This is a genomic window from Bacillus sp. SRB_331, from assembly GCF_003264175.1.
Classification (GTDB): Bacteria; Bacillota; Bacilli; order Bacillales; family Bacillaceae_G; genus Bacillus_A; species Bacillus_A mycoides.
Genome location: NZ_NADV01000007.1, coordinates 101,788 through 127,809, shown reverse-complemented (window position 1 = coordinate 127,809; position 26,022 = coordinate 101,788). Strand labels below are relative to the sequence as shown.

The window sequence follows — 26,022 nt, the reverse complement described above, 5'->3', positions numbered from 1 at the left end:
TTTGCATGTAACTATAAGAAACGAAACAACATTTAATTAATATATTTTTATTAATCGTTGTTTATAACCCGTTCTAACGGGCGTTCAACTTCCCATCCGTGGGTAAGAAGCTCAACGTCCATTAGAACTCCCCCTCTCACCTCTTTAAGAGGGGGGAAATTCTATTAATTATGCTTTTTTACGCAATTGATTATTAATCATCGCTAAATCGTATGTTAAACAAATTGGTTTACAGTTTACTGGACATGGAACGATTTGCGCTTCAATCTCAAATACGTTACGAAGTGTTTCACTCGTCATAACTTCATCTGGCGTTCCTTGTTTCATTAACTTACCTGCTTTTAATGCAATCATATGATCAGAGAAACGAGAAGCATGATTTAAATCGTGAATAACCATAACAATCGTTCTGCCTTCTTCTTTGTTTAACTTCTTCAGTAAGTTTAATACCTCAAGTTGATGAGCCATATCTAAGTATGTTGTTGGTTCATCTAACACAAGTAAATCTGTTCCTTGTGCAAGAGCCATCGCAATCCATACACGTTGACGTTGACCACCTGATAAAGCTTCTGCTGGACGATTTGCGAATTCTGTCATCCCCGTCACTTCAAGTGCCCAATGAATGTAGCGATAATCCTCTTCTTTCAATGTTCCAAATCCTTTTTGATGAGGAAAACGTCCATATGAAACAAGTTCAAACACAGTAAGGCCTGTTGGCACTTCTGCAGTTTGTGGTAAAATCGCCATTTTCTTTGCGATTTCTTTCGTTGGCTGTTTCTCAATTGCTTTTCCATCAAGATAAACAGTACCTCGTTTTGCTTTCAAAATACGAGAAGCCGTTTTTAATAATGTGGATTTCCCACAACCATTTGGTCCAATAATCGTTGTAATTTGTCCTTCCGGAATTTCAACTGTTAATCCATCTATAATTAACCCTTCATTATATCCAACAGATACCGCATCAACTGCTAAAGTTGCCATACAAAAAGCCTCCCTTTATTTTGTCCTCATAAGTAAATATATGAAATATGGTGCACCAATTACAGAAATAACAAGACCGACCGGTATTTCTGAAGTTGGTAACACGCTTCTTGAAATTACATCTGCAAATAAAAGCAAGAACGTTCCTATTAATGCAGCTGTTGGTAACATAATTTGATGTTTACCACCAACGAGGCGTCTCGCTAAATGCGGAGCCATTAAACCGATAAAACCAATGCCGCCCGCCACCGCAACAGATGCACCTGCTAAACAAACTGCAATAAATAATAATTTACGTCTTTCCTTTTCTACGTTTACACCAAGGCCAACTGCTGTAGAGTCGCCTAAATTCATTACATTTAATATGTGCGCTTTACTAATGGCAAGTGGTAAGAAAATAACCATCCATGGGAGTACACTTAGTACGAACTTCCAATCTGTTCCCCATAAACTTCCTGCCAACCAAATCGTTGCAAAACGGAAGTCGTTCGATGTCATCTTCATAGAAAAAATTAAACTAACAGCACCAAATCCGGCTGCAACAGCGATACCAACAAGAATTAATCGAGTTGATGAAACGCCGTCTTTCCATGCTAGTAAATAAATAATAACCGCTGCTAATATCGCACCAACTAGCGCGAAGAATGGAAGGATAAATACAGATAAAAATGTACCAGTTCCAACTTTTCCAAAGAAAAAGTAGACGAATACAACAACTGTTAATCCCGCTCCGGCGTTAATACCGATAATACCTGGATCAGCAAGCGGGTTTCGTGATAGCCCTTGCAAAATTGCACCTGACATAGCTAATGCAGAACCAACTAATATAGCAATAACCATACGCGGCATACGAAATTCAAATAAAATAACAGATTGATCTTCTGCACCTAATCCAACCAATGACTTTAATACATCTATTGGAGGAATTTTAAATGTTCCTGTATTTAAACTTATTAAAAATACAGCAACAATTAATCCTACTAAAATCGTTAAAATAGAAACGTTCTTTTTTGTTAAGACGCTCGTCCTCACATCTTTCCTCTCCCTTCATTACGTGCTAAGTAGAGGAAGAATGGCACCCCAATTAGCGCTGTAATTGCTCCAATTGGCGTTTCAAATGGTGGATTAATAACGCGAGATAACATATCTGCACATTCAATTAGCAATCCACCTAAGACCGCAGAACATGGAATAACCCATCTATAATCTGAGCCTACAAGGAAACGAGTCATATGCGGAATTACAAGTCCAACAAATCCAACTGATCCTGCCATAGAAACCGCAGAACCTGTTAATACAAGAACAAGTACTGTTCCGATAAATTTAATTAATGTCGTATTTTGACCAAGTCCAATCGCAATTTCTTCACCAAAGCTTAAAATTGTCATATATCTCGACATCATAATTGCTATAATGAGACAAACAAGACCAATCGGTACTAACATATTAATACTTTGCCATTTCACTCCGGCAACACCGCCTGCATTCCACATACTTACCTCTTGGGCAAGGTTGAAATACAATGCAATTCCAGATGAAATTGCCCCTAATAAAGCACTAATTGCTGCACCTGCTAAAGCTAATTTTACAGGCGTTAATCCACCTGGTGAAGAAGACCCAATACCATATACAATGCTCGCTCCAAACGCAGCTCCAATAAAAGATGCGATAACAAACATTAAATAAGGTGAATTAGGGAAGAATGCATACATAATTGCAATTCCGAATACAGCACCATCTGTAATCCCCATTAACGATGGAGATGCAAGTGGATTTCGTGTCATACCTTGCATAATTGCACCTGATACCGCTAAAAAAGCACCTGCAACTACGCCCCCTATTGCTCTAGGCATGCGAAGTTCTTGAATTACGTTATGGTGCGTTATGGAACCATCAAACTGAAATACAGCTTGCCAAACGGTCTTTAAACTAATATCTGCTGCACCAAACGAAATAGAAACTGCCATACTTAAAGCTAACAAAATTGTGCCTGCTATTAAAATAATAGAAGCAACGAGCGGTCTGCTCTTAATCTCTTTAACATTCACATCTTGCTGTTCTATACTCCTTGCGCTCGCTTCCATCCCTCAACCATCCTAACCAACAACATATATTTAATAAAATGAAATTTATTCTCAAATAATAATAAAAAAATTAGGTGAATTGACCTTTTTCATGATAATGATTATCAGAATCAGACACTTTCTATTCTACCTACCACGTCAAAAGACTGTCAACCATTATTTTGAAATACGAATTCATACAAAACGCTATCTTATGGACATAAAAAAAGAAGAGTAATCTGTTCACTCTTCTTTTTCTTACTTATTTAATTTTGCTTCAATTTTTACAATTAATTCGTCTTCTGTTGGAGCCGCAACTGGACGATTATTTACAAACGCGAATGATTTTTTACGACCAGGGCCACAGTAAGACTGACATGCAACCTCAATCGTTGCACATGAATCTACTTTTTTTAACTTCGGAATCAACGTTTTAACGTTCGTTGCCTGACAATCATCACACACACGAAATTCGTTTCCCATTATATATAACACTTCCTCTATTTTAAACTTTTCACAAGTACATTTAAAAATAAACACTAAATGGTATTTTACCGCTCTTTGAAGCTTGTTGCAAGTCTCCGGGCATAGCTCTATTCCTATATAAAGCTACCTATTTTTTATATTTTCTCCTTCAAAAGCTTTCATCATTCATAGCCACATTTCTTCTCTTCATTGAAATCTACCATATTTTTAAAAGCTTTGTATAAAAGCTCATTTTTTTGCCCATTATAAAAATAGGAAGTTCATAAAAAGAAAGGGAGTTGAATCTATGAAAGTAAGACAAGATGCTTGGACAGACGAGGACGATTTATTACTTGCTGAAACGGTGCTTCGCCATGTTCGAGAAGGAAGTACTCAATTAAATGCTTTTGAAGAAGTAGGAGATCAGTTAAATCGCACATCTGCTGCTTGTGGTTTCCGCTGGAATGCTGTTGTTCGCTATAGCTATGAACAAGCTCTTCAACTAGCAAAAAAACATCGTAAAGATAAAATGCGTGCTGCGGGCGGTGAACAGACAAAAAAACGTTTGCTTTACACACCACCAGCTTCAGCGGCGGCGATAACTGATTATGAAGAACACGTACCGTATGAAACAGCTGTTCAATATACAGAAGCTACTCCATATCAAAAGCCGACTGTCCCTGCTCCAAAAAGCTCAATAACAATGCAAGATGTTATTTACTTTTTACAAACAGTTGGATCTTCAAATATAAAAGTAACAGCTCTTGAAAACGAGAATACGAGATTGAAACAAGAAATTAAAACGCAAATCCTGCGAAATGAAGAACTAGAAAAGAAACTAGAAAAATTAGAACAACAATCTCATACTGTACAAGAGGATTACGAAACACTTATGAATATTATGAACCGTGCTCGTAAATTAGCAGTAATGGATGATGAGGAACGCTCACAAACATCTTTCCGCATGGATCGAAACGGTAACTTAGAAAAAATTGCAGAATAAAAAGGATGCATGCAATGCATCCTTTTTATTCTTTCACCTCTAAACTTCCCTTTATATATGAGAAAACCCCTTTCTACATTTTTTGCTATAATAAAGGTTGTCATTTTAAAAATAAGGGGTTAGTTATATGAGCAATTCCCGTTCGATTTTATCTCAGCCAGAGTGGCGTATTGTAGATCAGTCTAGTTTAGGACCAACTTTCCATGCACTTCAGTCATTCGCAATGGATGACACGTTATGCACAAGTATTGGAAATGGTCTATCCGCTGCAACAATGCGCTCTTGGGTTCATCACAATACAATTGTTCTTGGCATTCAAGATTCACGCCTACCACATTTAGAAGAAGGTATTTCCTTTTTAAAAGAAAACGACTTCAATGTTATCGTTCGTAATTCTGGTGGACTTGCTGTCGTACTTGATGAAGGTGTTTTAAATGTATCACTTTTATTCCAAGAAACAGAAAAGGGTATCGATATCGACCTTGGATACGATACGATGTGGCATTTAATTAAGGAAATGTTAAAAGATTACGATGTTACTATCGAAGCAAAAGAAATTGTTGGTTCTTATTGTCCTGGTAGCTACGATTTGAGCATTCGCAATCAAAAATTTGCTGGTATTTCTCAGCGTCGTATTCGCGGAGGCGTTGCTGTACAAATTTACTTATGTGCGACAGGAAGCGGATCTGAGCGTGCCGCACTCGTTCGTGATTTTTACAACGTAGCAATTCAAGGCGAAGAAACAAGATTTACGTATCCTGAAATTGTACCGAGTACGATGGCTTCACTATCTGAATTACTTGGCGAAACAATTACAGTGCAAGATTTAATGATGCGCCTTTTAAAAACGTTGCAACAATTCACTCCAAAGTTAACATCATCTCAGCTAACAGTAGATGAAGTTCCTTTATATGAGACGAATTTACAACGTATTATTGACCGTAATAATAAGGCACTTGGTTTAGAAAAATAGAAATCAAAAAGACCACCCTCATTTCAAAAGAAATAGGATGGTCTTTTTTCATATTAATTCGTTATAGAATTAAAGTGCTTGAGCTGCTGTAATTAAAGCTAACTTGTACACTTCTTCTTCGTTACATCCACGAGACAGATCATTTACAGGCATATTTAAACCTTGTAAGATTGGTCCTACTGCTTCGAAGTTACCTAAGCGTTGAGCGATTTTGTAGCCGATATTACCAGCTTCTAAGCTTGGGAATACGAATACGTTAGCATCACCTTTAATTGTAGAACCTGGAGCTTTCTTCTCAGCTACAGATGGTACGAATGCAGCATCGAATTGGAATTCTCCATCTAAAGTTAATTCAGGAGCCATTTCTTTTGCAATGCGAGTTGCTTCTACAACTTTTTCTGTTTCTGGAGATTTCGCAGAACCTTTTGTAGAGAAGCTTAACATAGCAACGCGTGGGTCAATACCGAATAGTTCAGCAGTTTTCGCACTTTCGATACCAATTTCAGCTAAATCTTGGCTGTTTGGTGCAATGTTAATTGCGCAATCAGCGAATACATACTTCTCTTCTTCACGTACCATGATGAATACGCCTGAAGTTTTTGTAACGCCTGGTTTTGTTTTAATAATTTGAAGTGCTGGACGAACTGTATCAGCTGTAGAGTGAGCTGCACCACTTACTAAACCTTGTGCTTTGCCCATGTATACAAGCATCGTACCGAAGTAGTTTTCGTCTTTAAGGATTTTGCGAGCATCTTCTTCTGTTGCTTTACCTTTACGGCGTTCAACGAAAGATGCTACCATTGCATCCATCTCTTCGTATGTAGCTGGATCGTAAATATCAACGCCTGCTAATGTTAAGTTCATGCTAGCAGCTTTTGCGCTAATTTCTTCTTTATTACCAACTAAAATTGGTTTTACTAACTCTTCTTTTGCTAAACGCTCTGCAGCGCCTAAAATTCTTTCATCAGTTCCTTCAGGAAGTACGATAGAAATGCCTTTTCCTTGAACTTTTTCTTTTACTGCTGTAAATAAATTGCTCACGAATAAACCCTCCTACAAATGTTAAAAACTCTACCTTTAAGAATACTTCTTTTCAGCTATATTTTAAACTTATAGCTCCCAAAAAATAGATAAAATGAAAATGATTATATTTTCATAAAATTCAGCCGAGAAATAATGCCTACTTAAGCCTTATTTTCTCCCGTTTTCCAGTAAATATAAATGTGACAGTTTTATGCGCCGAAACTTTATGTAGATGTTTTTAATCCTATATATGCTATAGTTAACGTGTAAAATATCATTAACTGAGGTGAATAGAATGAGTGAAGCAACAACAACGTTAGATGGCTGGTATTGTTTACATGATTTACGTTCTATTGATTGGGCAGCATGGAAAACATTATCTAGTGACGAACGCGGACAAGCAGTGTCTGAATTTTTAAATGTCGTTGAAAAATGGAACGAAGTAGCTACTGCAAAAAAAGGCAGTCATGCAATGTATACAGTTGTTGGTCAAAAAGCAGATATTATGCTTATGATCTTACGTCCAACAATGGAAGAGTTAAATGAAATCGAAACAGAATTAAATAAAACAACATTAGCTGAATATTTAGTTCCTGCATATTCTTACGTATCTGTTGTTGAACTAAGCAACTATCTTCCAGCTGATGAAGACCCATACCAAAACCCACAAATCTTAGCTCGCTTATATCCTGAGTTACCGAAAGCAAATCACATTTGCTTCTATCCAATGGATAAGCGTCGCCAAGGTAATGATAACTGGTATATGCTTCCTATGGATGAACGTAAGAAACTTATGTACAGCCATAGCAAAATCGGTCGCCAGTACGCAGGTAAAGTGCGCCAAGTTATTTCAGGATCAGTTGGATTTGACGATTTTGAGTGGAGCGTAACATTATTTGCTGACGATGTTCTTCAATTTAAGAAACTTATATATGAAATGCGCTTCGATGAAGTAAGTGCTCGTTATGGTGAATTCGGAACATTTTTCGTTGGAAACATTTTACCAGACGAAAAGGTAGAGAAATTTTTACACATATAAATCGTAAAAAAGGAACGAAATTCGTTCCTTTTTTTATTACCCTCTATATTTCTCCTCAAAAAGCTTCTTTTCTCTGCAAATTTGAACAAAAATCGACAAATTCTTTTCAATTTCCTTACAAAATTGTAACCTTTCTATATCCAAATTTATGCTAAAATGGTACGAGCTATATGCTAATAACGATGCGAAGGTGATAATGTATATGAAGAAAATCTTGTCTATTTTACTAGTGTCTCTATTGTCATTTTCTTCCTTAGGAGTAACAACATCCCATGCGGAAGAAAAAATACATATAGAGGCAGCTGCTGCACTTCTATTTGATGCGGATACAGGAAAAATACTGCATGAACAAAATCCAGATGAATTACTAGCTATCGCTAGTATGTCAAAATTAATTGTTATTTATGCCGTATTAGAAGCAATTAAAGAAGGAAAAATCACTTGGGATACGAAAGTAACTATTTCTGATTACGCTTATGAAGTTTCACGTAATAATGAATTCTCTAACGTACCGTTTGAAAAGGGACGCCAATATACTGTAAGAGAATTATATCATTCTATCGTTATCTTCTCTGCGAATGGATCTAGTATTGCTTTAGCAGAATTACTTGCAGGAAGTGAAAAGAACTTCTTAAATCTTGCAAATGAACATGCGAAAAAACTAGGGTTAAAGAAATATAAATTTGTAAACGCTACTGGGTTAAACAACGCTGATTTAAAAGGAAAACATCCTGAAGGAACTGATCCGAATGGAGAAAACTCCATGTCAGCTCGCGATATGGGTATTCTTTCAAAAACAATTATTACAAAGTATCCAGAAATGCTAGAGGATACAAAACAAAGATTTAGAAACTTCCCAGATAATCATCCGAAACCAATTCGTATGGAAAATTGGAACTGGATGTTACCAGGTGCTGCTTTCTCTTATGAAGGAGCAGATGGTTTAAAAACAGGAAGTTCTGATACCGCTGGATATGGATTCACTATTACAGCAAAACGTGGTGATTTACGTCTTATTTCAGTTATTATTAAAACAAAATCAATGGACGAACGTTTCACAGAATCTCGCGCATTAATTGAATATGGATTTAATAACTTCGAAAAACAGAAATTAAAAGTAGATAAAAATAACAAAATTTCTGTAGTAAAAGGAAAAGAAGACTACGTAACAGTTGCACCAGAAAAAGAAGTGACAGTAGTTACTGCAAAAGGTAGCAAATCACCTTACAAAATTTCAGCTGAAGCAGATAAATCACTTGCTGAAGATGGACATTTAGTTGCCCCTATTAAGAAAGATGCAAAAGTCGGTTCCATCGTTTTAGAATCAACTGATAAATACGGTTTCTTAGACGGAAATAAAAGTATAAAAGTTACTGCAAAAACGACTGAAGAAGTAGAAAAAGCAAATTGGTTCGTATTAACAATGCGTTCAATTGGCGATTTCTTCTCAAACTCATGGTCTAAAGTATTTTAATGATGAAAAGCTAGCCCACGCTAGCTTTTTTTCTTTTCCTCTCAAAATGTAAAACTTTGTTTGGTTGTCATATCTGAGTCCTTTTTCTCATACGTATGAACTAGTAATTGTTCCACACTTCATCTAGAAAAAACCTCTTTCCGAAGGGTATTCCAAAAAGAGAGGTGACACATAATGGGTGTTATCGCACATACAGAAGAAGATGTAAAGTTATTAGCTAGACTCATGCGTGCCGAAGCTGAAGGAGAAGGACAACAAGGCATGCTAATGGTTGGAAATGTCGGTGTAAATCGTGTCCGCGGAAATTGTTTGGATTTTAAAAAAGTACGGAACTTACGTCAGATGGTTTATCAAAATCCTGGTGGTTTTGAAGCTACTCAAAAAGGGTACTTTTATCAACGAGCACGAGAACAAGACATTGCCTTAGCAAGGCGTACCATTCAAGGACAACGTTTTTGGCCTGCAAATTTCGCCTTATGGTTTTTCAGACCTGAAGGTCCTTGCCCACCAACTTGGTATGACCAACAAAACTCTGGACGTTTTAAAAAGCACTGCTTCTTCCAACCAACTGCCGGGGATTGCCCTAGCATATATTAAGGAATGAAAACGAGGAGGGATTTTTGAATGGCACAGCAACAAAATCCATACTATGGAACAGGTTTCTATCAACCATCTGGAACTTATGTACAACCGCAACAAATGACCGCGCAGCAGCAACAGCAACAACAGCAAGCGATGCAACAACAAGCTGCTCAGGCTCAATTGGCAGTTTCTCAAGGTATGTTACCACTAGAGCAATCTTATATTGAAAATATCCTTCGTTTAAACAAAGGTAAGCAGGCTACAGTTGTAATGACTTATGAACGTGGTAGCTCGCTTGGCACACAATCTTATACAGGGATTATTGAGGCAGCCGGCCGTGATCATATCGTTATTAGTGAACCGAAATCTGGAAAACGATTTTTACTACTAATGATTTACTTAGATTATGTAGAATTCCCAGGAGAAATTGCGTATTTACCTGGTCAACAAGCAACTTATGCTCCAAGACCATAAAAAAAAGCTGGCAAATGCCAGCTTTTGTTTTTTATAACCCTTTTACAACTGCAGTTCCGACTAAAATCCACGCCACAATAAACGCTACACCACCAAGAGGTGTAATTGGGCCAAAGAATTTAATACCTGTTGTACTTAATGCATAAAGACTGCCTGAGAACATAATAATCCCAGCTACCATAAGCCAACCTGCAGTGCTTAAAAGTGATGATTGCATTTTGTCCATTAATAGAGCAACTACGAATAAGCCACCGGCATGAAACATTTGATATGTAACGCCCGTCTTCCACACTTCTAACATTTTTGCAGAAATTTTATTTTCTAAACCATGTGCTCCAAAAGCCCCTAATGCAACAGATAGCCCCGCTGCAATACAACCTAGTAAAAAGAAAATTTTCATCTTAATTCCCCTTTTTATTTTTATCATAAGCAATTTTCACATATAATCCAAACGATTTAATCCCTAAAAATCAAATAAAGAATTACCATTTGCACCTTCTTCTTTTATATACACAGGTTCTCCAGAAACTGGCATAACCGGTTGAACTGTTGTTATAGGCTGAGATCCGATTATTTGTGATTGAACTTGTGGTTCTCTATACGTAGAAGGCTCAACTCGTTCATCTAATAATAAATCACATAATGCACGCACAACTAATAAATGCTCTTTTGATTTTTGTCCTTCACTACTTTTTGCCTTTGCAATTTCACTCGCCATTTTATTTAAAACCTTATCGCTAGATACTTGCATTCCTTGTCACCTCTTACTTTGTAGTTCTTTCTCAAATTGCCTCAGTTTTTCCACTGAACCAAATACTATTATCATATCATGTTCTTGCAGTTTTTCCTGCCCCGTTGGATTATGGATAATATCCCCATCTCTTAAAATCGCTAAAATTGTTACACCAAATTGATTTCTCACATTACTCTCTAATAACAATTTACTAGCTAAGTTAGAATCTTTACCAACTTGAATTTCTTCAATTACAAATGATTGCTCTATTCCATACAATACTGTATCAATATAATGCACTGTTAACGGATTCGCAATATCCAACCATCAATACAGTAATCATCGTCATCCAAAATGCTTGAAACAAGCTAATCTCTTCAATTGTCATAGCATTCCTAGAATTACAACAAAAGTCATACATATAACCGCTATCCATAATTGCTTCCGTACATTCATATTACGTTTCAACTCTTTTCTCTATCTACAATCTTTGCCAGAGGAAATGAAATACGTATATACTAGAAAACGGAATCTATGAAAGAGGTTGATATAATGAAGCTATTTCTTTCTGCCTTACAATGGGCACTATTTATTTTAGCTGGAAGTCTTATTGTACCAATTAGTGTCGCAACTAGTTACGGCCTTGATGGCGCTGAAGCTATCGCGTTTGTACAAAGAACATTATTTGTTCTCGGTTTTGCCGGTCTCTTGCAAGCCATATTTGGTCATAAACTTCCTATCCAAGAAGGTCCTGCAGGCCTTTGGTGGGGAATTTTCTCCTTGTATGCAAGTTTAGGCGTCGTATTATTTGGATCAAGCAATGAAACACTTAAGGTCCTTCAGTACGCTTTCCTATTAAGTGGCATCATTTGTATTATTCTTAGTGTTTTTGGACTTATTGATAAACTAGTTCGTTACTTTACACCGACAGTAATTGGAACGTATTTATTCCTTTTGGTCGCACAACTTAGTGGCTCCTTCTTAAAAGGCATGTTTGGCCTTGATGGACAACATACAGAAGTACAGCCAAAGGTATTTATTCTTTCACTCATTGTTATTTTACTATCTTTTTTCATTATGAAGATACCTATTATTGGACAATATTCCGTTCTTTTCAGTATCGTCTGCGGCTGGATATTATTTGCGTGCTTCGGATTATCTAATCCAGTAACACCTGTGACAGATATAATTCGTCTTCCATCTCTGTTTGTTTTCGGAATACCTCGCATTGAATGGAACATGGCAATTACGGTAGTTTTCGTCACACTACTACTGCTAACAAATATGTTAGCAAGTATTCGCGTTGTACAAAAGGTTGTTTCTAAGTATGAAGAAGATGCTGCTCCAGATCGCTTCAAACAAGCTGGCATTATAACAGGAATAAATCAATTGCTAGGCGGTCTATTTTCAGCCATTGGTCCTGTTGCCATTTCTGGATCCGCAGGATTTATTGCAACGACAAATATTTATAAGCGCCTTCCATTTATGTTAGGGTCAAGCTTTATCATTCTTGTTAGTATATTCCCAAAGATTACTTCATTCTTTGCAGCCATCCCCGTTGCAGTTGGGTATGCTGCGATTTATCCTGTATTTGCAAGCATGATTGGTCTCGCTTTCCGCGAATATGACACTGTACAAAATAAAGAACAATTATTTAAAGTAGCAGGCCTTTCAATCTTTACAGGAGTCGGCGTTATGTTCGTTCCAGCAGGAGCGTTTTCTACGCTACCACCATTTTTAGCTTCATTTTTAAGTAACGGTCTTGTTCTTGGATCTGTAATGGCTATCTTGCTGGAAATATTATTTTCTCGTTCGCACGAAAAACAACCATCGTAAATTGGAAAACTTCCATTATTGCACTCTATCTTTAGAGTTGTTACGATAATGATAAAGTGAAACTTTAATCATTGGGGGGTGTTCCTCCCCAATGATTATTAGCCCACACCAATAGGGCATTTACGGGCAGTGGATCTCCCATCTAACTTCGTTGCTCAAGCTAAATGCTGAGTTGGGAGTTTTACTGCCCGCAAATAGCGGGATAAATTATCATGGGCAACACGCTCATGATAATTTATACTAACAATGCAGAACTTCTCCTAGTTTCATGTAAAGAAGTTCGATGTCTTACTATATATTCCCCACTATCTTCATAAAAATTTATTTCTATTTCAACAAAGAAAGGAATTTTCTATATGACTTATAAAATGATTGTTTTAGATTTAGATGATACTTTATTACGCGACGACCATACAATTTCACCTCGTACGAAAGAGGCTTTAATGACAGCACAAGAGCAAGGAGTTAAAGTTGTACTTGCTTCTGGGCGCCCAACGTTTGGTATGCGCAATGTTGCAAAAGAACTTCGTTTAGAGGAATATGGTAGCTTCATTCTATCTTTTAACGGCGCAAAAATTATTAACTGTAAAACAAATGAAGAAATCTTCAGTAGCACGCTATCTCCTGAAATCGTTCACAACCTATTTGAAATTAGTAAAACTGAAGATGTATGGATCCATACTTATATTGGCGATGATATCGTAACAGAAGAAAATAATCCTTATACTAAAATTGAGGGCGAAATTACTGGCATGCCGATTATTGAAGTAGATGATTTTAAAACTGCTGTTAAAGAACCTGTAGTAAAAGTATTAATGAATAAAGAAGCTGAACGCCTTGTTGAAGTAGAAAAGAAACTACAAAAACAACTAGAAGGTCAATTAAGCGTTATGCGCTCTAAACCATTCTTCTTAGAATTTACTGAATATGGTGTTACAAAAGGAACAAGCCTAAACCAGCTAATCCAAAAACTTGGTATTAAGCGTGAAGAGGTTATCGCAATGGGTGATAGCTATAACGACCAAGCAATGATTGAATTCGCTGGTCTTGGTGTTGCGATGGGCAATGCACCAGATGATATTAAAGAAATTGCAAACTATGTAACAGATACAAATATGAACGATGGCGTTGCAAAAGTTGTAGAGAAATTCGTTTTAAAAACGGAAGTACTTGTTTAATATTTTCATTCATAAAACCTATTTGAAGTCAAATACTTCAAATAGGTTTTTATTTAAATTGCAATGCTTTTGTGACTATATTTTGAACTTTGCACTATTCTCGTAGTGTAAACTTTCTTTTTGTATATAATTAAACAAAATAGACTATTTCATTTTGAAAAAGAATACAAATTTACTATATACAAGCATACATTAAAGGAGGCTACTTCATGTTATCTACACCAATCGGAAGATTAAGAGCAATCGGCTTAATTGAGGGGATTTCTTTCCTATTACTATTATTTGTAGCAATGCCATTAAAATATTTTGCAGGGTTTGCAACAGCTGTTAAAATTACAGGCATGGCTCATGGCGTTTTATTTATTCTATTCATCTTTGCAGTAATTCAAGTAACAATCGTACACCGTAAATCAATTTTATGGGCACTTGGGGCATTCGTTTCATCAGTTATCCCATTCGGTACTTTTGTACTAGATGCAAAACTAAAGAACGAACAACAATAATAAAAAGGTAGTTAACAACTGTTAACTACCTTTTCTATTTATAAATTTGGAATTTCCCAATCAATTTCTCTTTCGCCCATATTAGCTAAAATCGTATTTACTTTAGAGTACGGCTTACTTCCAAAGAAACCTCGTCTTGCTGATAATGGACTTGGATGTACAGACTCGATAATACGATGATTCGTATTCGTAATTAACTTTTTCTTCGCCTGAGCATGGCGTCCCCATAATATGAAAATAACTGGCTTTTCACGTTCATTTAATAGCTCAATTACGCGATCTGTGAAATGCTCCCATCCTTTTCCTTTATGAGAATTCGCCTCACCTTGACGAACCGTTAATACAGTATTTAATAGTAAAACTCCTTGCTCCGCCCACTTTACTAAATAACCGTTATTCGGAATTTCATAACCGTATTCATCTCGAAGTTCTTTGTACATATTTAGCAATGATGGCGGCGTTTTAATACCAGGTTGTACCGAAAAGCTTAAACCATGCGCTTGATTCGGTCCATGATATGGGTCTTGTCCTAAAATAACGACCTTTGTATTTTCATAACTTGTATACTCTAGAGCGTTAAAAATATCTTCTACCTTTGGATAAATCACATGCTCCTCATACTCTTCTTTTAAAAAGTTAGCTAAATTTTGATAGTATTCTTTCTCAAATTCTGGCCCCAGTAATGGTCCCCAATCATTCTGCAAAATGTTTTCCATGCCTTCACTTCCTATCCAATTAATTCACCATATCCTGCCTTGTAAATACTACAAACGAAATGATAAGAGATACTACTGCCCAAACCGTTAAATTTATTAAAGAAAATCCCATTGATAATCCTTGTAATGCAGGCAGTTTTCCTGATAAATAATCCGTTAGCGATAAGTTGACACTAAAAATGTATTTCGCACCTTCCCAAGACGTTGCGAATGAACTTAAAATGCCGCCTGCAATTAACGCAGCTAACATAACGCCCATACCAGCTGGTGTATTACGAATTAAAACAGAGACCATAAATGATATAGTTCCAACAACGATAGCAACAAACCAAGCTAGTCCGTACGCCATTAAAATGTATTGCCACTGCGGAATAAGGTGTACAAAGTTCGTATTTAACGTTTCCTTATCAATGACGAATCCTGTTAACACAGGTAAATTCCATCCAGAGTATCCAAATACAAGCCCTGATAATGCGTAAGCAAACAAACCGACAAGAAGCAATATGAGCGAAATGAAAAATAACATCGTCACATATTTACTAAGGAGTATTTTCCAGCGCCGAATTGGCCTCGTCAGAAGCATTTTCATCGTACCATCGCTTCGTTCTCCTGAAACAATATCAATGGCGACAATCATAACGAGCAATGGAATAAATAACGTTATTCCTTGTTCAATAAACGCCCTCACAAATGTCGGTGCTCCTGGCGCAGTCGGATTAATATTATGATCTAAATAATATTGTTGTTGTTCCACTCTTACTTTTAACCAATCCCGCCATTCTTCTGGCAATCTAGAATTGTTCAAGCGGTTTTGTGAATCAACAATTTGTTGCTGTAATGATACTTTCCAATCGGTCGTACCAAGCCTTTTTTGCGTCGTTTCTATTTCACGATACTGAGCATACACAAAAAGTGGAATCAAGATTGCTAAAATAAGCATGACAACAACAATTCGTTTCTTACGATAAATCTTTTCTGATTCATTTAAAACTAGATTCGCAAATTCACGCATATTGCTCACCCCTTGTGAGTTCAATAAATAAATCTTCTAGCGTAAATACAAGCTCTTTGACGCTATGTACATCTATCCCGTTTTCTACAAAATGCTTATTCCAAACATTAATAGACGCAACATCCATACGACATAATAAACGCTCATCTTCTACACTAACTTCCTCTATCTCTTCAACAGCGTCTAACATGTCTTTCGCTTTGGAAATCGGTGTAACGACCCATTCCACACGATCACTCGCTGTTTTGATCAACTCCTCAATAGGTGCAACTGTTATCATTTTTCCTTTATGAATAATAGCAACACGGTCGCATATCAGTTGCACTTCACTTAGCAAGTGACTCGAAATAAATACACTCATATTTTCTTCTTTTACAAGCTTATGTATAAATTCCCTAAGTTCTCTAATCCCAGCTGGATCTAAACCATTCGTCGGTTCATCTAATATGAGCAATTTCGGGTTTCCAAGTAGCGCCTGTGCAATTCCAAGGCGCTGCTTCATACCAAGGGAATATGTTTTTACCTTATCGTGAATACGCTCATCTAAATGAACCATTTTTGCAATTTCAATAATACGTTCATCTGATATATCACCAAGCATGCGCGCAAATTGCTTTAAGTTTTCCCATCCCGTTAAATATGTATAAAGCTCTGGGTTTTCAACTATACTTCCAATTTGACGCATCGCTTCTCTGAAATTTTCCTTAATAGAATAACCACCGATAGAAATAGTACCTTCTGTCGCTTTAATCAGTCCGACTAACATTCGAATTGTTGTCGTTTTCCCGGCTCCGTTCGGTCCTAAAAAGCCAAACACTTCTCCTTGTTTTACATCAAATGAAATGTCCTCTACAAGCGTCTTCTTTCCAATTACCTTCTTTAAGTCTCGTACAGAAAGTATCGTTGTCATTTTATCCCTCCTTGCTCTAGTTTTAATTTACTTACGACGTTTTGGACTAATCGCTCTGCCATATATGTGTAGCCTACTTCATTCGGATGAAAATGATCGGAGTATAATAAATCTTTCCCACGATTTTGGAATAAATCAAATGTCGGTGTAATATATACATTTTTATCATTTAATGCTAACTTCTCTAAAGAAGCATTCCAATCAACAACAATATTTGATGAACCTCTTAAATCTTCTACATCCTCAAAAGGATTGTATAAACCTAGCCAAAAAATAGGACTATCTGTGTTTAATTTACGAATTTCTTCTATAATTTTCTTCGCTTCATTTTGAAACGTTTCCGTATCAGGACGATACGTCTCTAAATCTATCTTTCCGAGCGATTCCCATCCTGGGAATAAATCATTTCCTCCAATTGTTAAAACAATTACATCTGCTTGCTTAATTGAATATTGAGCTCCGCTGCTTTCGATTTGTTTTAATAAATCAGGCATTTTCGCACCACTAACTGCCAAATTGCTTAGTGCAACTTTTTGTTTATAATCTTTTTGTAAATTCTCTTTCATTCGTCCAATATAGCCAATTCCTTCTTTATCACCAACGCCGCGCGTTAACGAATCACCTAAACTAACTATTTGTAACGTTCCTGTTTTCTTTTTCTCTTTTTCCACTACGTCAGTCTTCGTAATTAATTTTGAAGCTTTCGGATTTAATACATCATTTACACCCGAAACAAAACCGTATGCAAATAAACAGAAAGACGCAATTGTAATGAGTAGAATTACTTTTACTAATTTTGATCTCATATCAAAACCCCTTTTAGCCCCTATAGATTGTCCATAATTATACCAAACGAATTTTCGAAAAGCGATTTTCACACCTTCTCTATTATGTCGTTTCCCTATCTACCAAATCTGGTAATAACTCTACATGTTTCACATCTATTTCCTCATCATTAATCTTTTCATATAATAATTCAAACGCTTTTATCCCGACATTTTTACTAGGATGCGAAATCGTTGTTATGCCTAATATATCTGCCACTTCTTGATCATCACATCCGATAATCGTAATATCTTCTGGCATTCGAATTCCTTGTTTTTTCGCTTCTGTTACCATTCCCGCAGCAATATGGTTACAGGATACAAGAAACGCCGTCGGTTTTACAGACATACGAGCCCATTCCCTGACTACATTGCGCCCATCTTCCACCGTAAAACAGCCCTTAAACTTCCAGGCATCTAACGGTGTTACAACAATCTGTTGAAGTGAATCCTCATACGCCTTTTTTCGCCTCTGGCTATTAATACTATTACTTCTTCCAATGCAATATCCGATACGTGTATGACCAGCATCTATTAAGCTTTTCATCCCGCGCAAAAATACTTTGTAGTAATCAATATGTACACTCGAAATGAAATTCGAATCTATTTCTTCACACATCACAATTGGACCAAACTTCGTATACTCTTCAAGTTTTTCCTTACTATTTGTCCGTGAACATATAATTACTCCATCAAGCTTTTTCATTTTTAACATATGTAAAATTTCAAGCTCTTTTTCTTCGCTATAATTTGTCTGGCAAAGCATCATATTATAATTGTTCTTTGCGGTTTCCTTTGATATCCCCCCAATAATGGCACTGTAATATTGATCATTTACGTGCGGCAATAAAACGCCAATTACATTCGTTTTTCCTTTCACTAAATGAATCGCATTCACATTTTGCGTGTAATTTAATTCTTCAATAATCGCTAAAATCTCTTTTCGTTTCTGTTCATTCACATACGGATGATTATTGAGTACACGTGAAACAGTTGAAACAGATACCCCAGCAAGTTCAGCAATCTTTCTTATATTAGTCATCTCATTCTCCCCTTCCCCTCAAAAATTCTCGCTTGACCTGGTAAGCTTTCCACAGTATATCCTTTCTTAGCAAATACATTTTGAAAGGATATACAACTATGCTTCGATTCAAACTAGAATATATATTTTTCATTGGCGGTTTACTCATTCTCGCCATCGGTATTAATATGATGACGACAATTACTTCCTTTGGACTTAGCCCTTATGATTCCTTCTTTATTGCACTATATCAAAATTTTGGGATAAGTATTGGTTTTTGGATTTTCATGATTAACTTTGTTTTTACCCTGATCGTACTCTTTTGGGACAAAAAACAAATTACAATCGGCACAATTGTCACAATGATTCTTATTTCTCTTTTTGTTGATTGGGTTGGTTCTATTACGACTATTATGGATACTATCCGCTCTCTTCCAAAATATATAACACTTATTTGCGGAAATCTATTCATCGGAGCTGGAATTGGTCTTTACGTCTCTACAAACCTTTGCGCAGCACCTCAAGAGGCTTTCGTTTTAACTGTTGCTGAGAAAAAGAAATGGACATTTAGAAGAACAGAAATTTCATTAGCTTTTTTATTTTTAACATTAAGCTTCTTATTAGATGGGCCAATCTATTTTGGAACAATTATCTTATCCTTTACAACAGGTTGGATTATTCAAGCTTTTATTCAAGTTGGTACGAAGATTTTAAATAGAAAAAACCCTATTAAGCAAGCCGCTTAATAGGGTTTTTCGTTTTATTAGAAAAGATACTACTTAGCATCTCCCTCAATTCGATAATTTGCTTTCACACAATCTATTTCTTCATACGATTGCAATGTATGTAGAATGTACTCATAATCCGCAAGAGAAGCACGATGCGTTACGATTACGATTTCTGCTTTCCCTTTCTCTTCAAGTGGCATTTGAATAATCTTTTCAAAACTAACACCGCGCTCAGAGAACAATGATGTAATTTTTGCAAACACACCAATTTCGTCTTTCACATGAAGTCTTAAAAACTTTTTCACAACAATTTCATCCGGCTCTTTTAGTACCTTTTGATATTGCGGGACTACCGCACTATTTCCGTTTACACCAAGCCTAATATTTTGCATTACAGCAACTAGGTCAGAAACAACAGCTGTCGCTGTCGGTAAACTTCCTGCTCCCGGTCCATAAAACATCGTTTCTCCTACCGCTTCACCATACACATAGACAGCATTATATTCATTTTGCACTGCCGCAAGAGGGTGTGCATTTGGAAGTAAAGTTGGCTCAACTGTAACCTCTAATTTCTCGCCATCTCGCTTTGCAAGACCAATTAATTTAATTGTATAGCCTAAGCTCTTACTATATTCAATATCTTCTGCTGTAATAGAAGTAATTCCTTTTACCTTCACATCTCCAAGCTCTACATTTGTAGAGAAACCGAGGGTAGCCAAAATCGTCATTTTTCTTGCTGCATCTAAACCTTCTACGTCTGATGTTGGATCTGCTTCTGCAAATCCAAGCTGCTGAGCTTCTTTTAACACGTCGTTATATGCTCTCCCTTCGTCTGACATTTTCGTCAAAATAAAATTTGTCGTTCCATTTACAATTCCCATTACTTTCGTAATAAGATCTGAGGAAAGTCCTTCTACGATGCTTCGTAAAATTGGAATCCCTCCAGCTACACTTGCTTCGTAAAATAAATCAGCCTTATTATCTTTTGCTACCGCTAAGAGTTCCGCTCCGTGTAACGCCATTAAATCTTTATTTGCAGTCACAACGTGCTTCCCGCTTTTTAAAGCTTGTAAAATATATGCTTTTGCATCATCAATGCCGCCCATTACTTCAATGACAACATCAATATTAGGATTATCTAAAATTTCATTCACATCTTGTGTTAATAGAGTAGAAGGCACGTCTACTTCTCTCTCTTTCTCAATGTTTTGCACCAATACTTTCGTTACTTTCACTGGACAACCTACTTGGTGTATAAGTCGTTCTTGATGATCTGTAATAATACGAACTACACCACTACCAACTGTCCCAAGACCTAATAACCCCACTTGAATGTCTTTCATAATACTGTCCACCCCTCAAAAATTGTGTTTAGATGCCATTATATAGACAAAAAATCTGAAAAACAATGTATTTTGAATATTAAGAAAAATAAAGGTTGATCTTTACAAATAAAACGCTACCACGTGTTATACAATCATTTACAATATATAAGGGGTTTCTTGATACACATAATAATTCAGCCAATTAGAGAATAATAAATTCCCATGACTCCTCCACCTAACAAGTGGCTTCTCATCTGGATTATTATGTTTAAAATAATTTTTTGGCACATCAATATTTAACCCTCTTTGGCAGTCCCGTTCGTATTCTTGCTTTAACGTATCACAACTGTATTCACTATGTCCGAGTGCGAAAACTTGCCTTCCCTCTTGCCCAATAGCAAGATGAACACCTGCTTCTTCAGAATTGGCTAATAACGTTAATTCTTTCACCTTTTCAATATCACTCTCTCTTACTTCTGTATGACGAGAATGCGGAGCAAAAAACACTTCATCAAACCCTTGTAACAATTTCACATGTTGCTCGCGAACCTCATGTTCAAATACACCAAACATTTTTTCCGCAAGAGGATACTTCGGCACACCATAGTGATAATACAAACCTGCTTGTGCCCCCCAGCAAATATGAAGCGTAGATGTTACATTCGTTTTTGAATACTCCATAATACGTCCAAGCTCTTCCCAATAATCTACCTCTTCAAAAGAAAGAGTTTCAACTGGTGCTCCTGTAATAATGAGTCCATCAAATTTTTCATCCTCAATATCACGAAATGTTTTATAGAAGCTCGTTAAATGGTCCTGCGCTACATTGCGAGACAGATGCGATTCCATATGAAGTAAATGCACATCTAATTGCAACGGCGTATTTCCAATTAAACGAAGTAATTGCGCCTCTGTTTCTTGCTTTGTGGGCATTAAATTTAATATAGCAATTTTCAAAGCACGTATATCTTGTGTTACTGCTCGCTCCTTCGTCATTACAAAAATATTTTCCTTCTGCAATACTTTGCGAGCTGGTAAATCTTTATCAATTATGATCGGCATGTTGTTTGCCTCCGACTAGCGCCGCTTCTAAATCTGCAATAATATCAGAAACATCTTCTATACCGACCGATAAACGGATTAAATCAGATGTAACGCCAGCTAAACGCTGATTTTCTGCGCTTAATTGTCTGTGCGTCGTACTAGCAGGATGTATTACACAAGTTCTTGCATCAGCTACATGCGTTACAAGAGTTGCAAGCTTTACATTTGCGATAAATTCTTTCGCTGCTTCTAATCCGCCCTTAATACCAAATGTTAAAACTCCACTAGTACCTTTTTTCAAATACTTTTGTGCTAACGAGTAATTTTCATTACTATCTAATCCTGGATAATTCACCCATTCAATGCGATCATGATTGGCAAGCCACTTAGCAACTTCGAGAGCATTTTCACTATGACGCTCCATTCGTAAATGCAATGTTTCCAGGCCAATGTTGCTAATATATGCATTGAATGGGCTCATACAGTTTCCGTAGTCTCTTAATAACTGAACGCGTGCTTTCACAATATACGCTGCTGCTCCAAAATTTTGAACATAGCTTACGCCGTGATAACTCGGATCAGGTTCGACAAGCTCAGGGTATTTTCCATTTGTCCAATCGAAGTTCCCTCCATCTATTACAATGCCGCCTAGAGAACTTGCATGGCCATCAATATATTTCGTTGTAGAATGGACAATGATATTTGCCCCATGTTCAAACGCCTGGCATAAATAAGGCGTCGCTAATGTATTATCAACGATAAAAGGTACTTCTAATTCTTTTGCTGCTGCTGAAAGTTCTTTGAAATTCAAAACGTTCATTGCTGGATTTCCTAACGACTCTGCATAAACGAGTTTTGTCTTATCATTAGCAAGTGCCGCAATTTCATCTGCCGTTAAATTAGGATTAAAGAACGTAACATCTATGCCCAGCTTTCGCAAACTCACTCCAAATAAATTAAACGTTCCTCCGTAAACAGTTGAAGAACAAAGTAAATGGTCTCCACTACTGCAAATATTTAAAACCGCAAGCATAATGGCTGCCTGCCCAGAAGCTGTTGCAACAGCCCCTACACCGCCTTCTAAATCTGATAACTTCTGCTCAAATGCAGCTAGAGTAGGATTTCCAATACGCGTATATATATATCCTTCTGCCTCTAAATTAAATAGTGCTGCTAAATCATCTGACGTATCGTATTTATACGTTGTACTTTGATAAAGTGGCAAAACACGTGGCTCACCATTTTTTGGCGTATAGCCACCTTGCACACAAATCGTTCCTTTCCCCCATGATTCTCCCATCTCTCATTCTCCTTTCTTTTATCCCGCTATTTGCGGGCAGTAAGACTCCCACTTCCAAATTCGGCAAATGCGAGGAAGTTAGGTGGGAGATAACTGCCCGATTGATGAAGGCTAATAATTAGCGGGGGAGGGACAAAACCCCCACTAATTAAAGTTTCACTTTATCCAAAATAAAAAACTGCCCCTTCCCTGAAAACAAGAAAGGAGCAGTTTGAAAACACGCTCTAAGGCTCTTTCTTATCTCTCAGGATTATTACCTGCAGGATTTGGCACAATTCCGTTATACGGCTGTTGCCAAGGTTTCATCGGGCCTGTCCCTCCACCTTTTCTTGATAAGACTATGCAATTACCGTTGATTTTATAGCAATAATTTCCTGATGTCAAATGGTTTTTCTGAATGTTCTAAATTAAATGCGAGGAATTTAATATAAACAACAAAAGAAATATATTCCATATTCATTTGAAAAAGACCTTTTAAAAACTCCGATCAATATATAGAATTAAATAAGTGGTTTAACCGCGTTGGTTTCAAATTTTCATGAGATTTCAATATATTGAATAAGCCAAACCCTCAAAAAGATACTATATATATTCAATTCATTTCACACTAGCATATTTAATCCTTTCTACATGAAAATTTACATAACGGAGGTACAACATGACAAATAAAAAAGACATGCACTATATACTCGTCCTATATGGCATTCTTTTAGGCTCTATAGTAGGAGCTACAGTCTGGTTATTTTTAGTTACAATAAATATCGGAATTCACTTTATTTGGGGATACTTACCTACTATTTTCTCTTCTCCGCCTTATTACACCATTTGTGTAACAATCATCGGTGGTATCCTCGTTGGTTTAACACAAAAATACTTCGGTACATATCCACGTCTTATGCCCGAAGTGATGGCTGAATATAAAAAAACAGGTAGAATCGAATACAGTTTTGTACATAAAGCTACTTTAACTGCGATTATCGTTTTAATATTTGGAGCTAGTTTAGGCCCAGAAGCAGCACTTGTTGGAATTATCGGTGGACTTTGTACATGGGTAGGAGATCGCTTTAATTTTGCTTTAAAGGGAATGAATGAACTAACAGAGGTTGGAATTGGTGCTACTTTAAGTGTAATTTTTAATGCACCATTATTCGGTTTCTTAGCTCCGAATGAAAATGAGGGTGAACAAATTAATGAATTTTCGAAAGGAAAAAAAGCAATTGTATATTTAGCTACCACTTTTGCCGGTTTTTCCGTTTACTTATTGCTTAGTAAACTCGATAATCGTGGATCCTTTATTGTTGATTTTGGGGAAGGGTCTCTTGCTCTTAATGAATGGATCGCCTTTCTACCACTTGCTAGCATTGGTGCTATAGTTGGTTTCTTTTATTTCAAATTAGAATTCACATTAGAGAAATTAATCCACCCCTTCAAAGAATACAAGGTATCACTTGGAATTATAGGCGGTATTTTATTAGGAATTACAGGAACTTTTCTTCCTTACACGTTATTCTCAGGGGAACATCAATTAAAAGATTTAGTCGTTGAATGGAGCCATTTATCCTTCTGGGTACTACTTCTTTCAGGAATTTTAAAATTATGTATTACTGCCGTTTGTTTAAATACGGGTTGGCGCGGCGGACATATTTTCCCAATTATATTTGCTGGATCAAGTATCGGATACGCTATAGCTTCTATTCTACCCATAGATCCAATATCTTCTGTAGCCATCGTCACGACAGCTATTTCAAGCTATGCATTAAGAAAACCAATAGCTATAACATTACTATTACTCATGTTTTTCCCGCTCAATTTATTATTACCGATGCTCGGGGCAGCAGCGATTGGGAATGCATTTCCGCTTCCTAAAAACAATGAAGCTACAAACTAATACATACAGGCAGTAGGGACAAAAGTTCCACTGCCTGTTTTTATCCCGCTATTTGCGAGCAGTAAGACTCTCACCTCAAAATCCGGCAAGTGCGAGGGAGTTGGGTGGGAGATAACTGCCCGATTGGTGAAGGCTAATAATCAGTGGGGGATGGCCAAAATCCACACTGATTAAAGTTTCACTTTATTACACATGCTGCTTTAATAGCGCGTATAACGCTTCAAAACTATGCACTTCATATGTTGGCACAATCTCGCTATTATTTGGTTTCTTTTCTGAATTAAACCAACAAGTATCAATTCCCGCTACATATCCACCTTTAATATCGGCACTTAACGAATCCCCAATAATGAGCCCTTCTTCAAAAGCGAAATTAGGAATCCTTTCAAAAACATAATCAAAATACTCTTCCATCGGCTTTTGGAATCCCGTATCTTCAGAAACAAAAATATCTTTAAACAATGAATGTAATCCTGCATTACGTAAACGTTTATCTTGCGTCTTAGAAATACCGTTTGTCACTATATATAAATCATACTCATTTTGAATTTGATTTATAAATTCAAATGCACCTTGCATGAGTTGGTTTCCTTCTTCTAAGTAGCTACGATAATTATTTTCGAATAATATCCCATCTACTTCTTCCCCGTACTCTTTAAACAAAATCGAAAATCGTGTATTTACGACTTCATCACGGTTTATTTCACCTTCTTCAAAAGCATCCCAAAGGCTTTTATTAATTTTTTTATACTGCGCTTCAACCTCGCTAGTTAAAGGAATCCCTTTCTCTTCAAAGAGCATACGTAACGCCACTTTCTCCGCCTTCTGAAAATCTAACAATGTATCATCTACATCAAATAGCAATGTTTTATATTTTTTCATAAACCCCTCACACTCTCTTTCCTACAAAAACAAATTTACATAAAT

28 protein-coding genes, 1 pseudogene and 1 riboswitch are annotated in these 26,022 nt (G+C 36.6%); of the genes and pseudogenes, 11 read left to right on the top strand and 18 right to left on the bottom strand.

What is annotated here, in order from left to right:
• Nucleotides 1-168: 168 nt before the first annotated feature.
• The 4 genes from B5P42_RS04315 to B5P42_RS04300 form a co-directional block, all read right to left on the bottom strand.
• Nucleotides 169-981, bottom strand: a complete 813-nt coding sequence (locus B5P42_RS04315; RefSeq protein WP_000212073.1) for an ABC transporter ATP-binding protein — start codon at nucleotides 979-981, stop codon at nucleotides 169-171.
• A gap of 15 nt (nucleotides 982-996) precedes the next feature.
• Nucleotides 997-2,013: a FecCD family ABC transporter permease gene (locus B5P42_RS04310; protein ID WP_113733726.1), complete on the bottom strand. Its 1,017-nt coding sequence runs from the start codon at nucleotides 2,011-2,013 to the stop codon at nucleotides 997-999.
• Nucleotides 2,010-3,065: a FecCD family ABC transporter permease gene (locus B5P42_RS04305; protein ID WP_113733725.1), complete on the bottom strand. Its 1,056-nt coding sequence runs from the start codon at nucleotides 3,063-3,065 to the stop codon at nucleotides 2,010-2,012. The genes B5P42_RS04310 and B5P42_RS04305 overlap by 4 nt, the downstream gene beginning before the upstream one ends.
• Nucleotides 3,066-3,302: 237 nt before the next feature.
• Entirely contained in the window at nucleotides 3,303-3,527 is a 225-nt protein-coding gene (locus B5P42_RS04300) for a YuzB family protein (RefSeq protein WP_000526075.1), read from the bottom strand.
• 289 nt (nucleotides 3,528-3,816) lie between these two features.
• Between B5P42_RS04300 and B5P42_RS04295 the strand changes: the two genes are divergently transcribed.
• Nucleotides 3,817-4,512 (top strand): RsfA family transcriptional regulator, encoded by a 696-nt coding sequence (locus B5P42_RS04295; RefSeq protein WP_002016365.1) that lies wholly within the window; start codon nucleotides 3,817-3,819, stop codon nucleotides 4,510-4,512.
• Nucleotides 4,513-4,639: 127 nt separating this feature from the next.
• Entirely contained in the window at nucleotides 4,640-5,485 is an 846-nt protein-coding gene (gene lipL, locus B5P42_RS04290; RefSeq protein ID WP_002034931.1) for an octanoyl-[GcvH]:protein N-octanoyltransferase, read from the top strand.
• Between the two features lie 69 nt (nucleotides 5,486-5,554).
• Here the strand turns inward: lipL and pta are convergent, their stop codons facing one another.
• Nucleotides 5,555-6,526, bottom strand: coding sequence for a phosphate acetyltransferase (pta, locus tag B5P42_RS04285; RefSeq protein WP_002016367.1), 972 nt, complete (start codon nucleotides 6,524-6,526; stop codon nucleotides 5,555-5,557).
• Between the two features lie 277 nt (nucleotides 6,527-6,803).
• Between pta and hemQ the strand changes: the two genes are divergently transcribed.
• From hemQ to gerQ, 4 genes are all read left to right on the top strand, one after another.
• Nucleotides 6,804-7,547, top strand: a complete 744-nt coding sequence (gene hemQ, locus B5P42_RS04280; RefSeq protein ID WP_113733724.1) for a hydrogen peroxide-dependent heme synthase — start codon at nucleotides 6,804-6,806, stop codon at nucleotides 7,545-7,547.
• A gap of 196 nt (nucleotides 7,548-7,743) precedes the next feature.
• Nucleotides 7,744-9,021 carry a serine hydrolase gene (locus B5P42_RS04275; protein ID WP_113733723.1) on the top strand — a complete coding sequence of 426 codons (1,278 nt, stop codon included), beginning with the start codon at nucleotides 7,744-7,746 and terminating at the stop codon, nucleotides 9,019-9,021.
• Between the two features lie 174 nt (nucleotides 9,022-9,195).
• Nucleotides 9,196-9,618, top strand: coding sequence for a cell wall hydrolase (locus tag B5P42_RS04270; protein ID WP_088293208.1), 423 nt, complete (start codon nucleotides 9,196-9,198; stop codon nucleotides 9,616-9,618).
• A 27-nt stretch (nucleotides 9,619-9,645) separates the two neighbouring features.
• Nucleotides 9,646-10,077 (top strand): spore coat protein GerQ, encoded by a 432-nt coding sequence (gerQ, locus tag B5P42_RS04265; RefSeq protein WP_113733722.1) that lies wholly within the window; start codon nucleotides 9,646-9,648, stop codon nucleotides 10,075-10,077.
• 31 nt (nucleotides 10,078-10,108) lie between these two features.
• On the opposite strand, the gene B5P42_RS04260 is transcribed toward gerQ, so the two are convergent.
• The 4 genes and pseudogenes from B5P42_RS04260 to B5P42_RS33375 all read right to left on the bottom strand — a co-directional run bounded on the left by B5P42_RS04260 (nucleotide 10,109) and on the right by B5P42_RS33375 (nucleotide 11,198).
• Nucleotides 10,109-10,477 carry a DUF423 domain-containing protein gene (locus B5P42_RS04260; protein WP_002016371.1) on the bottom strand — a complete coding sequence of 123 codons (369 nt, stop codon included), beginning with the start codon at nucleotides 10,475-10,477 and terminating at the stop codon, nucleotides 10,109-10,111.
• A gap of 63 nt (nucleotides 10,478-10,540) precedes the next feature.
• On the bottom strand, nucleotides 10,541-10,828 hold the full coding sequence (locus tag B5P42_RS04255; RefSeq protein ID WP_113733721.1) for a YwdI family protein: 288 nt from the start codon (nucleotides 10,826-10,828) through the stop codon (nucleotides 10,541-10,543).
• A 6-nt stretch (nucleotides 10,829-10,834) separates the two neighbouring features.
• Nucleotides 10,835-11,128: pseudogene (locus B5P42_RS04250) on the bottom strand (cation:proton antiporter regulatory subunit); the annotation flags it as partial.
• On the bottom strand, nucleotides 11,097-11,198 hold the full coding sequence (locus B5P42_RS33375; RefSeq protein ID WP_370445688.1) for a hypothetical protein: 102 nt from the start codon (nucleotides 11,196-11,198) through the stop codon (nucleotides 11,097-11,099). The pseudogene B5P42_RS04250 and the gene B5P42_RS33375, both read right to left, overlap by 32 nt.
• Before the next feature lie 164 nt (nucleotides 11,199-11,362).
• On the opposite strand from B5P42_RS33375, the gene B5P42_RS04245 reads away from it, so the two are divergent.
• From B5P42_RS04245 to B5P42_RS04235, 3 genes are all read left to right on the top strand, one after another.
• Entirely contained in the window at nucleotides 11,363-12,646 is a 1,284-nt protein-coding gene (locus tag B5P42_RS04245; RefSeq protein ID WP_113733720.1) for a purine/pyrimidine permease, read from the top strand.
• A 356-nt stretch (nucleotides 12,647-13,002) separates the two neighbouring features.
• On the top strand, nucleotides 13,003-13,824 hold the full coding sequence (locus tag B5P42_RS04240) for a Cof-type HAD-IIB family hydrolase (RefSeq protein ID WP_113733719.1): 822 nt from the start codon (nucleotides 13,003-13,005) through the stop codon (nucleotides 13,822-13,824).
• A gap of 209 nt (nucleotides 13,825-14,033) precedes the next feature.
• Complete coding sequence (locus B5P42_RS04235; RefSeq protein WP_000953390.1) at nucleotides 14,034-14,327, top strand: DUF3817 domain-containing protein; 294 nt, start codon at nucleotides 14,034-14,036, stop codon at nucleotides 14,325-14,327.
• A 38-nt stretch (nucleotides 14,328-14,365) separates the two neighbouring features.
• Here the strand turns inward: B5P42_RS04235 and B5P42_RS04230 are convergent, their stop codons facing one another.
• Genes B5P42_RS04230 through B5P42_RS04210 form a run of 5 tightly spaced genes read right to left on the bottom strand, consistent with a single transcriptional unit; the run spans nucleotide 14,366 to nucleotide 18,831 of the window.
• Nucleotides 14,366-15,043 (bottom strand): uracil-DNA glycosylase, encoded by a 678-nt coding sequence (locus B5P42_RS04230; RefSeq protein WP_113733718.1) that lies wholly within the window; start codon nucleotides 15,041-15,043, stop codon nucleotides 14,366-14,368.
• Between the two features lie 19 nt (nucleotides 15,044-15,062).
• A complete protein-coding gene (locus B5P42_RS04225) occupies nucleotides 15,063-16,055 on the bottom strand; it encodes an ABC transporter permease (RefSeq protein WP_002089839.1) in 993 nt (330 codons plus the stop codon).
• The gene (locus tag B5P42_RS04220; RefSeq protein ID WP_113733717.1) at nucleotides 16,048-16,965 is read right to left on the bottom strand and encodes an ABC transporter ATP-binding protein; all 918 of its coding nucleotides are present in this window, start codon (nucleotides 16,963-16,965) and stop codon (nucleotides 16,048-16,050) included. Before B5P42_RS04220 ends, B5P42_RS04225 begins: the two co-directional genes overlap by 8 nt.
• Nucleotides 16,962-17,843, bottom strand: a complete 882-nt coding sequence (locus tag B5P42_RS04215; protein ID WP_113733716.1) for an SGNH/GDSL hydrolase family protein — start codon at nucleotides 17,841-17,843, stop codon at nucleotides 16,962-16,964. Before B5P42_RS04215 ends, B5P42_RS04220 begins: the two co-directional genes overlap by 4 nt.
• A gap of 10 nt (nucleotides 17,844-17,853) precedes the next feature.
• Nucleotides 17,854-18,831: a LacI family DNA-binding transcriptional regulator gene (locus tag B5P42_RS04210; RefSeq protein WP_113733715.1), complete on the bottom strand. Its 978-nt coding sequence runs from the start codon at nucleotides 18,829-18,831 to the stop codon at nucleotides 17,854-17,856.
• Between the two features lie 98 nt (nucleotides 18,832-18,929).
• Between B5P42_RS04210 and B5P42_RS04205 the strand changes: the two genes are divergently transcribed.
• Nucleotides 18,930-19,556, top strand: a complete 627-nt coding sequence (locus B5P42_RS04205) for a YczE/YyaS/YitT family protein (RefSeq protein WP_113733714.1) — start codon at nucleotides 18,930-18,932, stop codon at nucleotides 19,554-19,556.
• 29 nt (nucleotides 19,557-19,585) lie between these two features.
• Here the strand turns inward: B5P42_RS04205 and B5P42_RS04200 are convergent, their stop codons facing one another.
• From B5P42_RS04200 to B5P42_RS04190, 3 genes are all read right to left on the bottom strand, one after another.
• Complete coding sequence (locus B5P42_RS04200) at nucleotides 19,586-20,881, bottom strand: homoserine dehydrogenase (protein ID WP_002130122.1); 1,296 nt, start codon at nucleotides 20,879-20,881, stop codon at nucleotides 19,586-19,588.
• A gap of 138 nt (nucleotides 20,882-21,019) precedes the next feature.
• Nucleotides 21,020-21,925 carry a homoserine O-acetyltransferase MetA gene (gene metA, locus B5P42_RS04195; RefSeq protein ID WP_002143920.1) on the bottom strand — a complete coding sequence of 302 codons (906 nt, stop codon included), beginning with the start codon at nucleotides 21,923-21,925 and terminating at the stop codon, nucleotides 21,020-21,022.
• Nucleotides 21,909-23,207, bottom strand: coding sequence for a bifunctional O-acetylhomoserine aminocarboxypropyltransferase/cysteine synthase (locus B5P42_RS04190; RefSeq protein ID WP_113733713.1), 1,299 nt, complete (start codon nucleotides 23,205-23,207; stop codon nucleotides 21,909-21,911). The genes metA and B5P42_RS04190 overlap by 17 nt, the downstream gene beginning before the upstream one ends.
• A gap of 234 nt (nucleotides 23,208-23,441) precedes the next feature.
• A riboswitch (SAM riboswitch) is annotated at nucleotides 23,442-23,546 on the bottom strand.
• 319 nt (nucleotides 23,547-23,865) lie between these two features.
• On the opposite strand from B5P42_RS04190, the gene B5P42_RS04185 reads away from it, so the two are divergent.
• Nucleotides 23,866-25,095: a chloride channel protein gene (locus B5P42_RS04185; protein ID WP_113733712.1), complete on the top strand. Its 1,230-nt coding sequence runs from the start codon at nucleotides 23,866-23,868 to the stop codon at nucleotides 25,093-25,095.
• A 186-nt stretch (nucleotides 25,096-25,281) separates the two neighbouring features.
• Here the strand turns inward: B5P42_RS04185 and B5P42_RS04180 are convergent, their stop codons facing one another.
• The gene (locus tag B5P42_RS04180; RefSeq protein ID WP_044438384.1) at nucleotides 25,282-25,977 is read right to left on the bottom strand and encodes a YjjG family noncanonical pyrimidine nucleotidase; all 696 of its coding nucleotides are present in this window, start codon (nucleotides 25,975-25,977) and stop codon (nucleotides 25,282-25,284) included.
• Nucleotides 25,978-26,022: the final 45 nt, after the last annotated feature.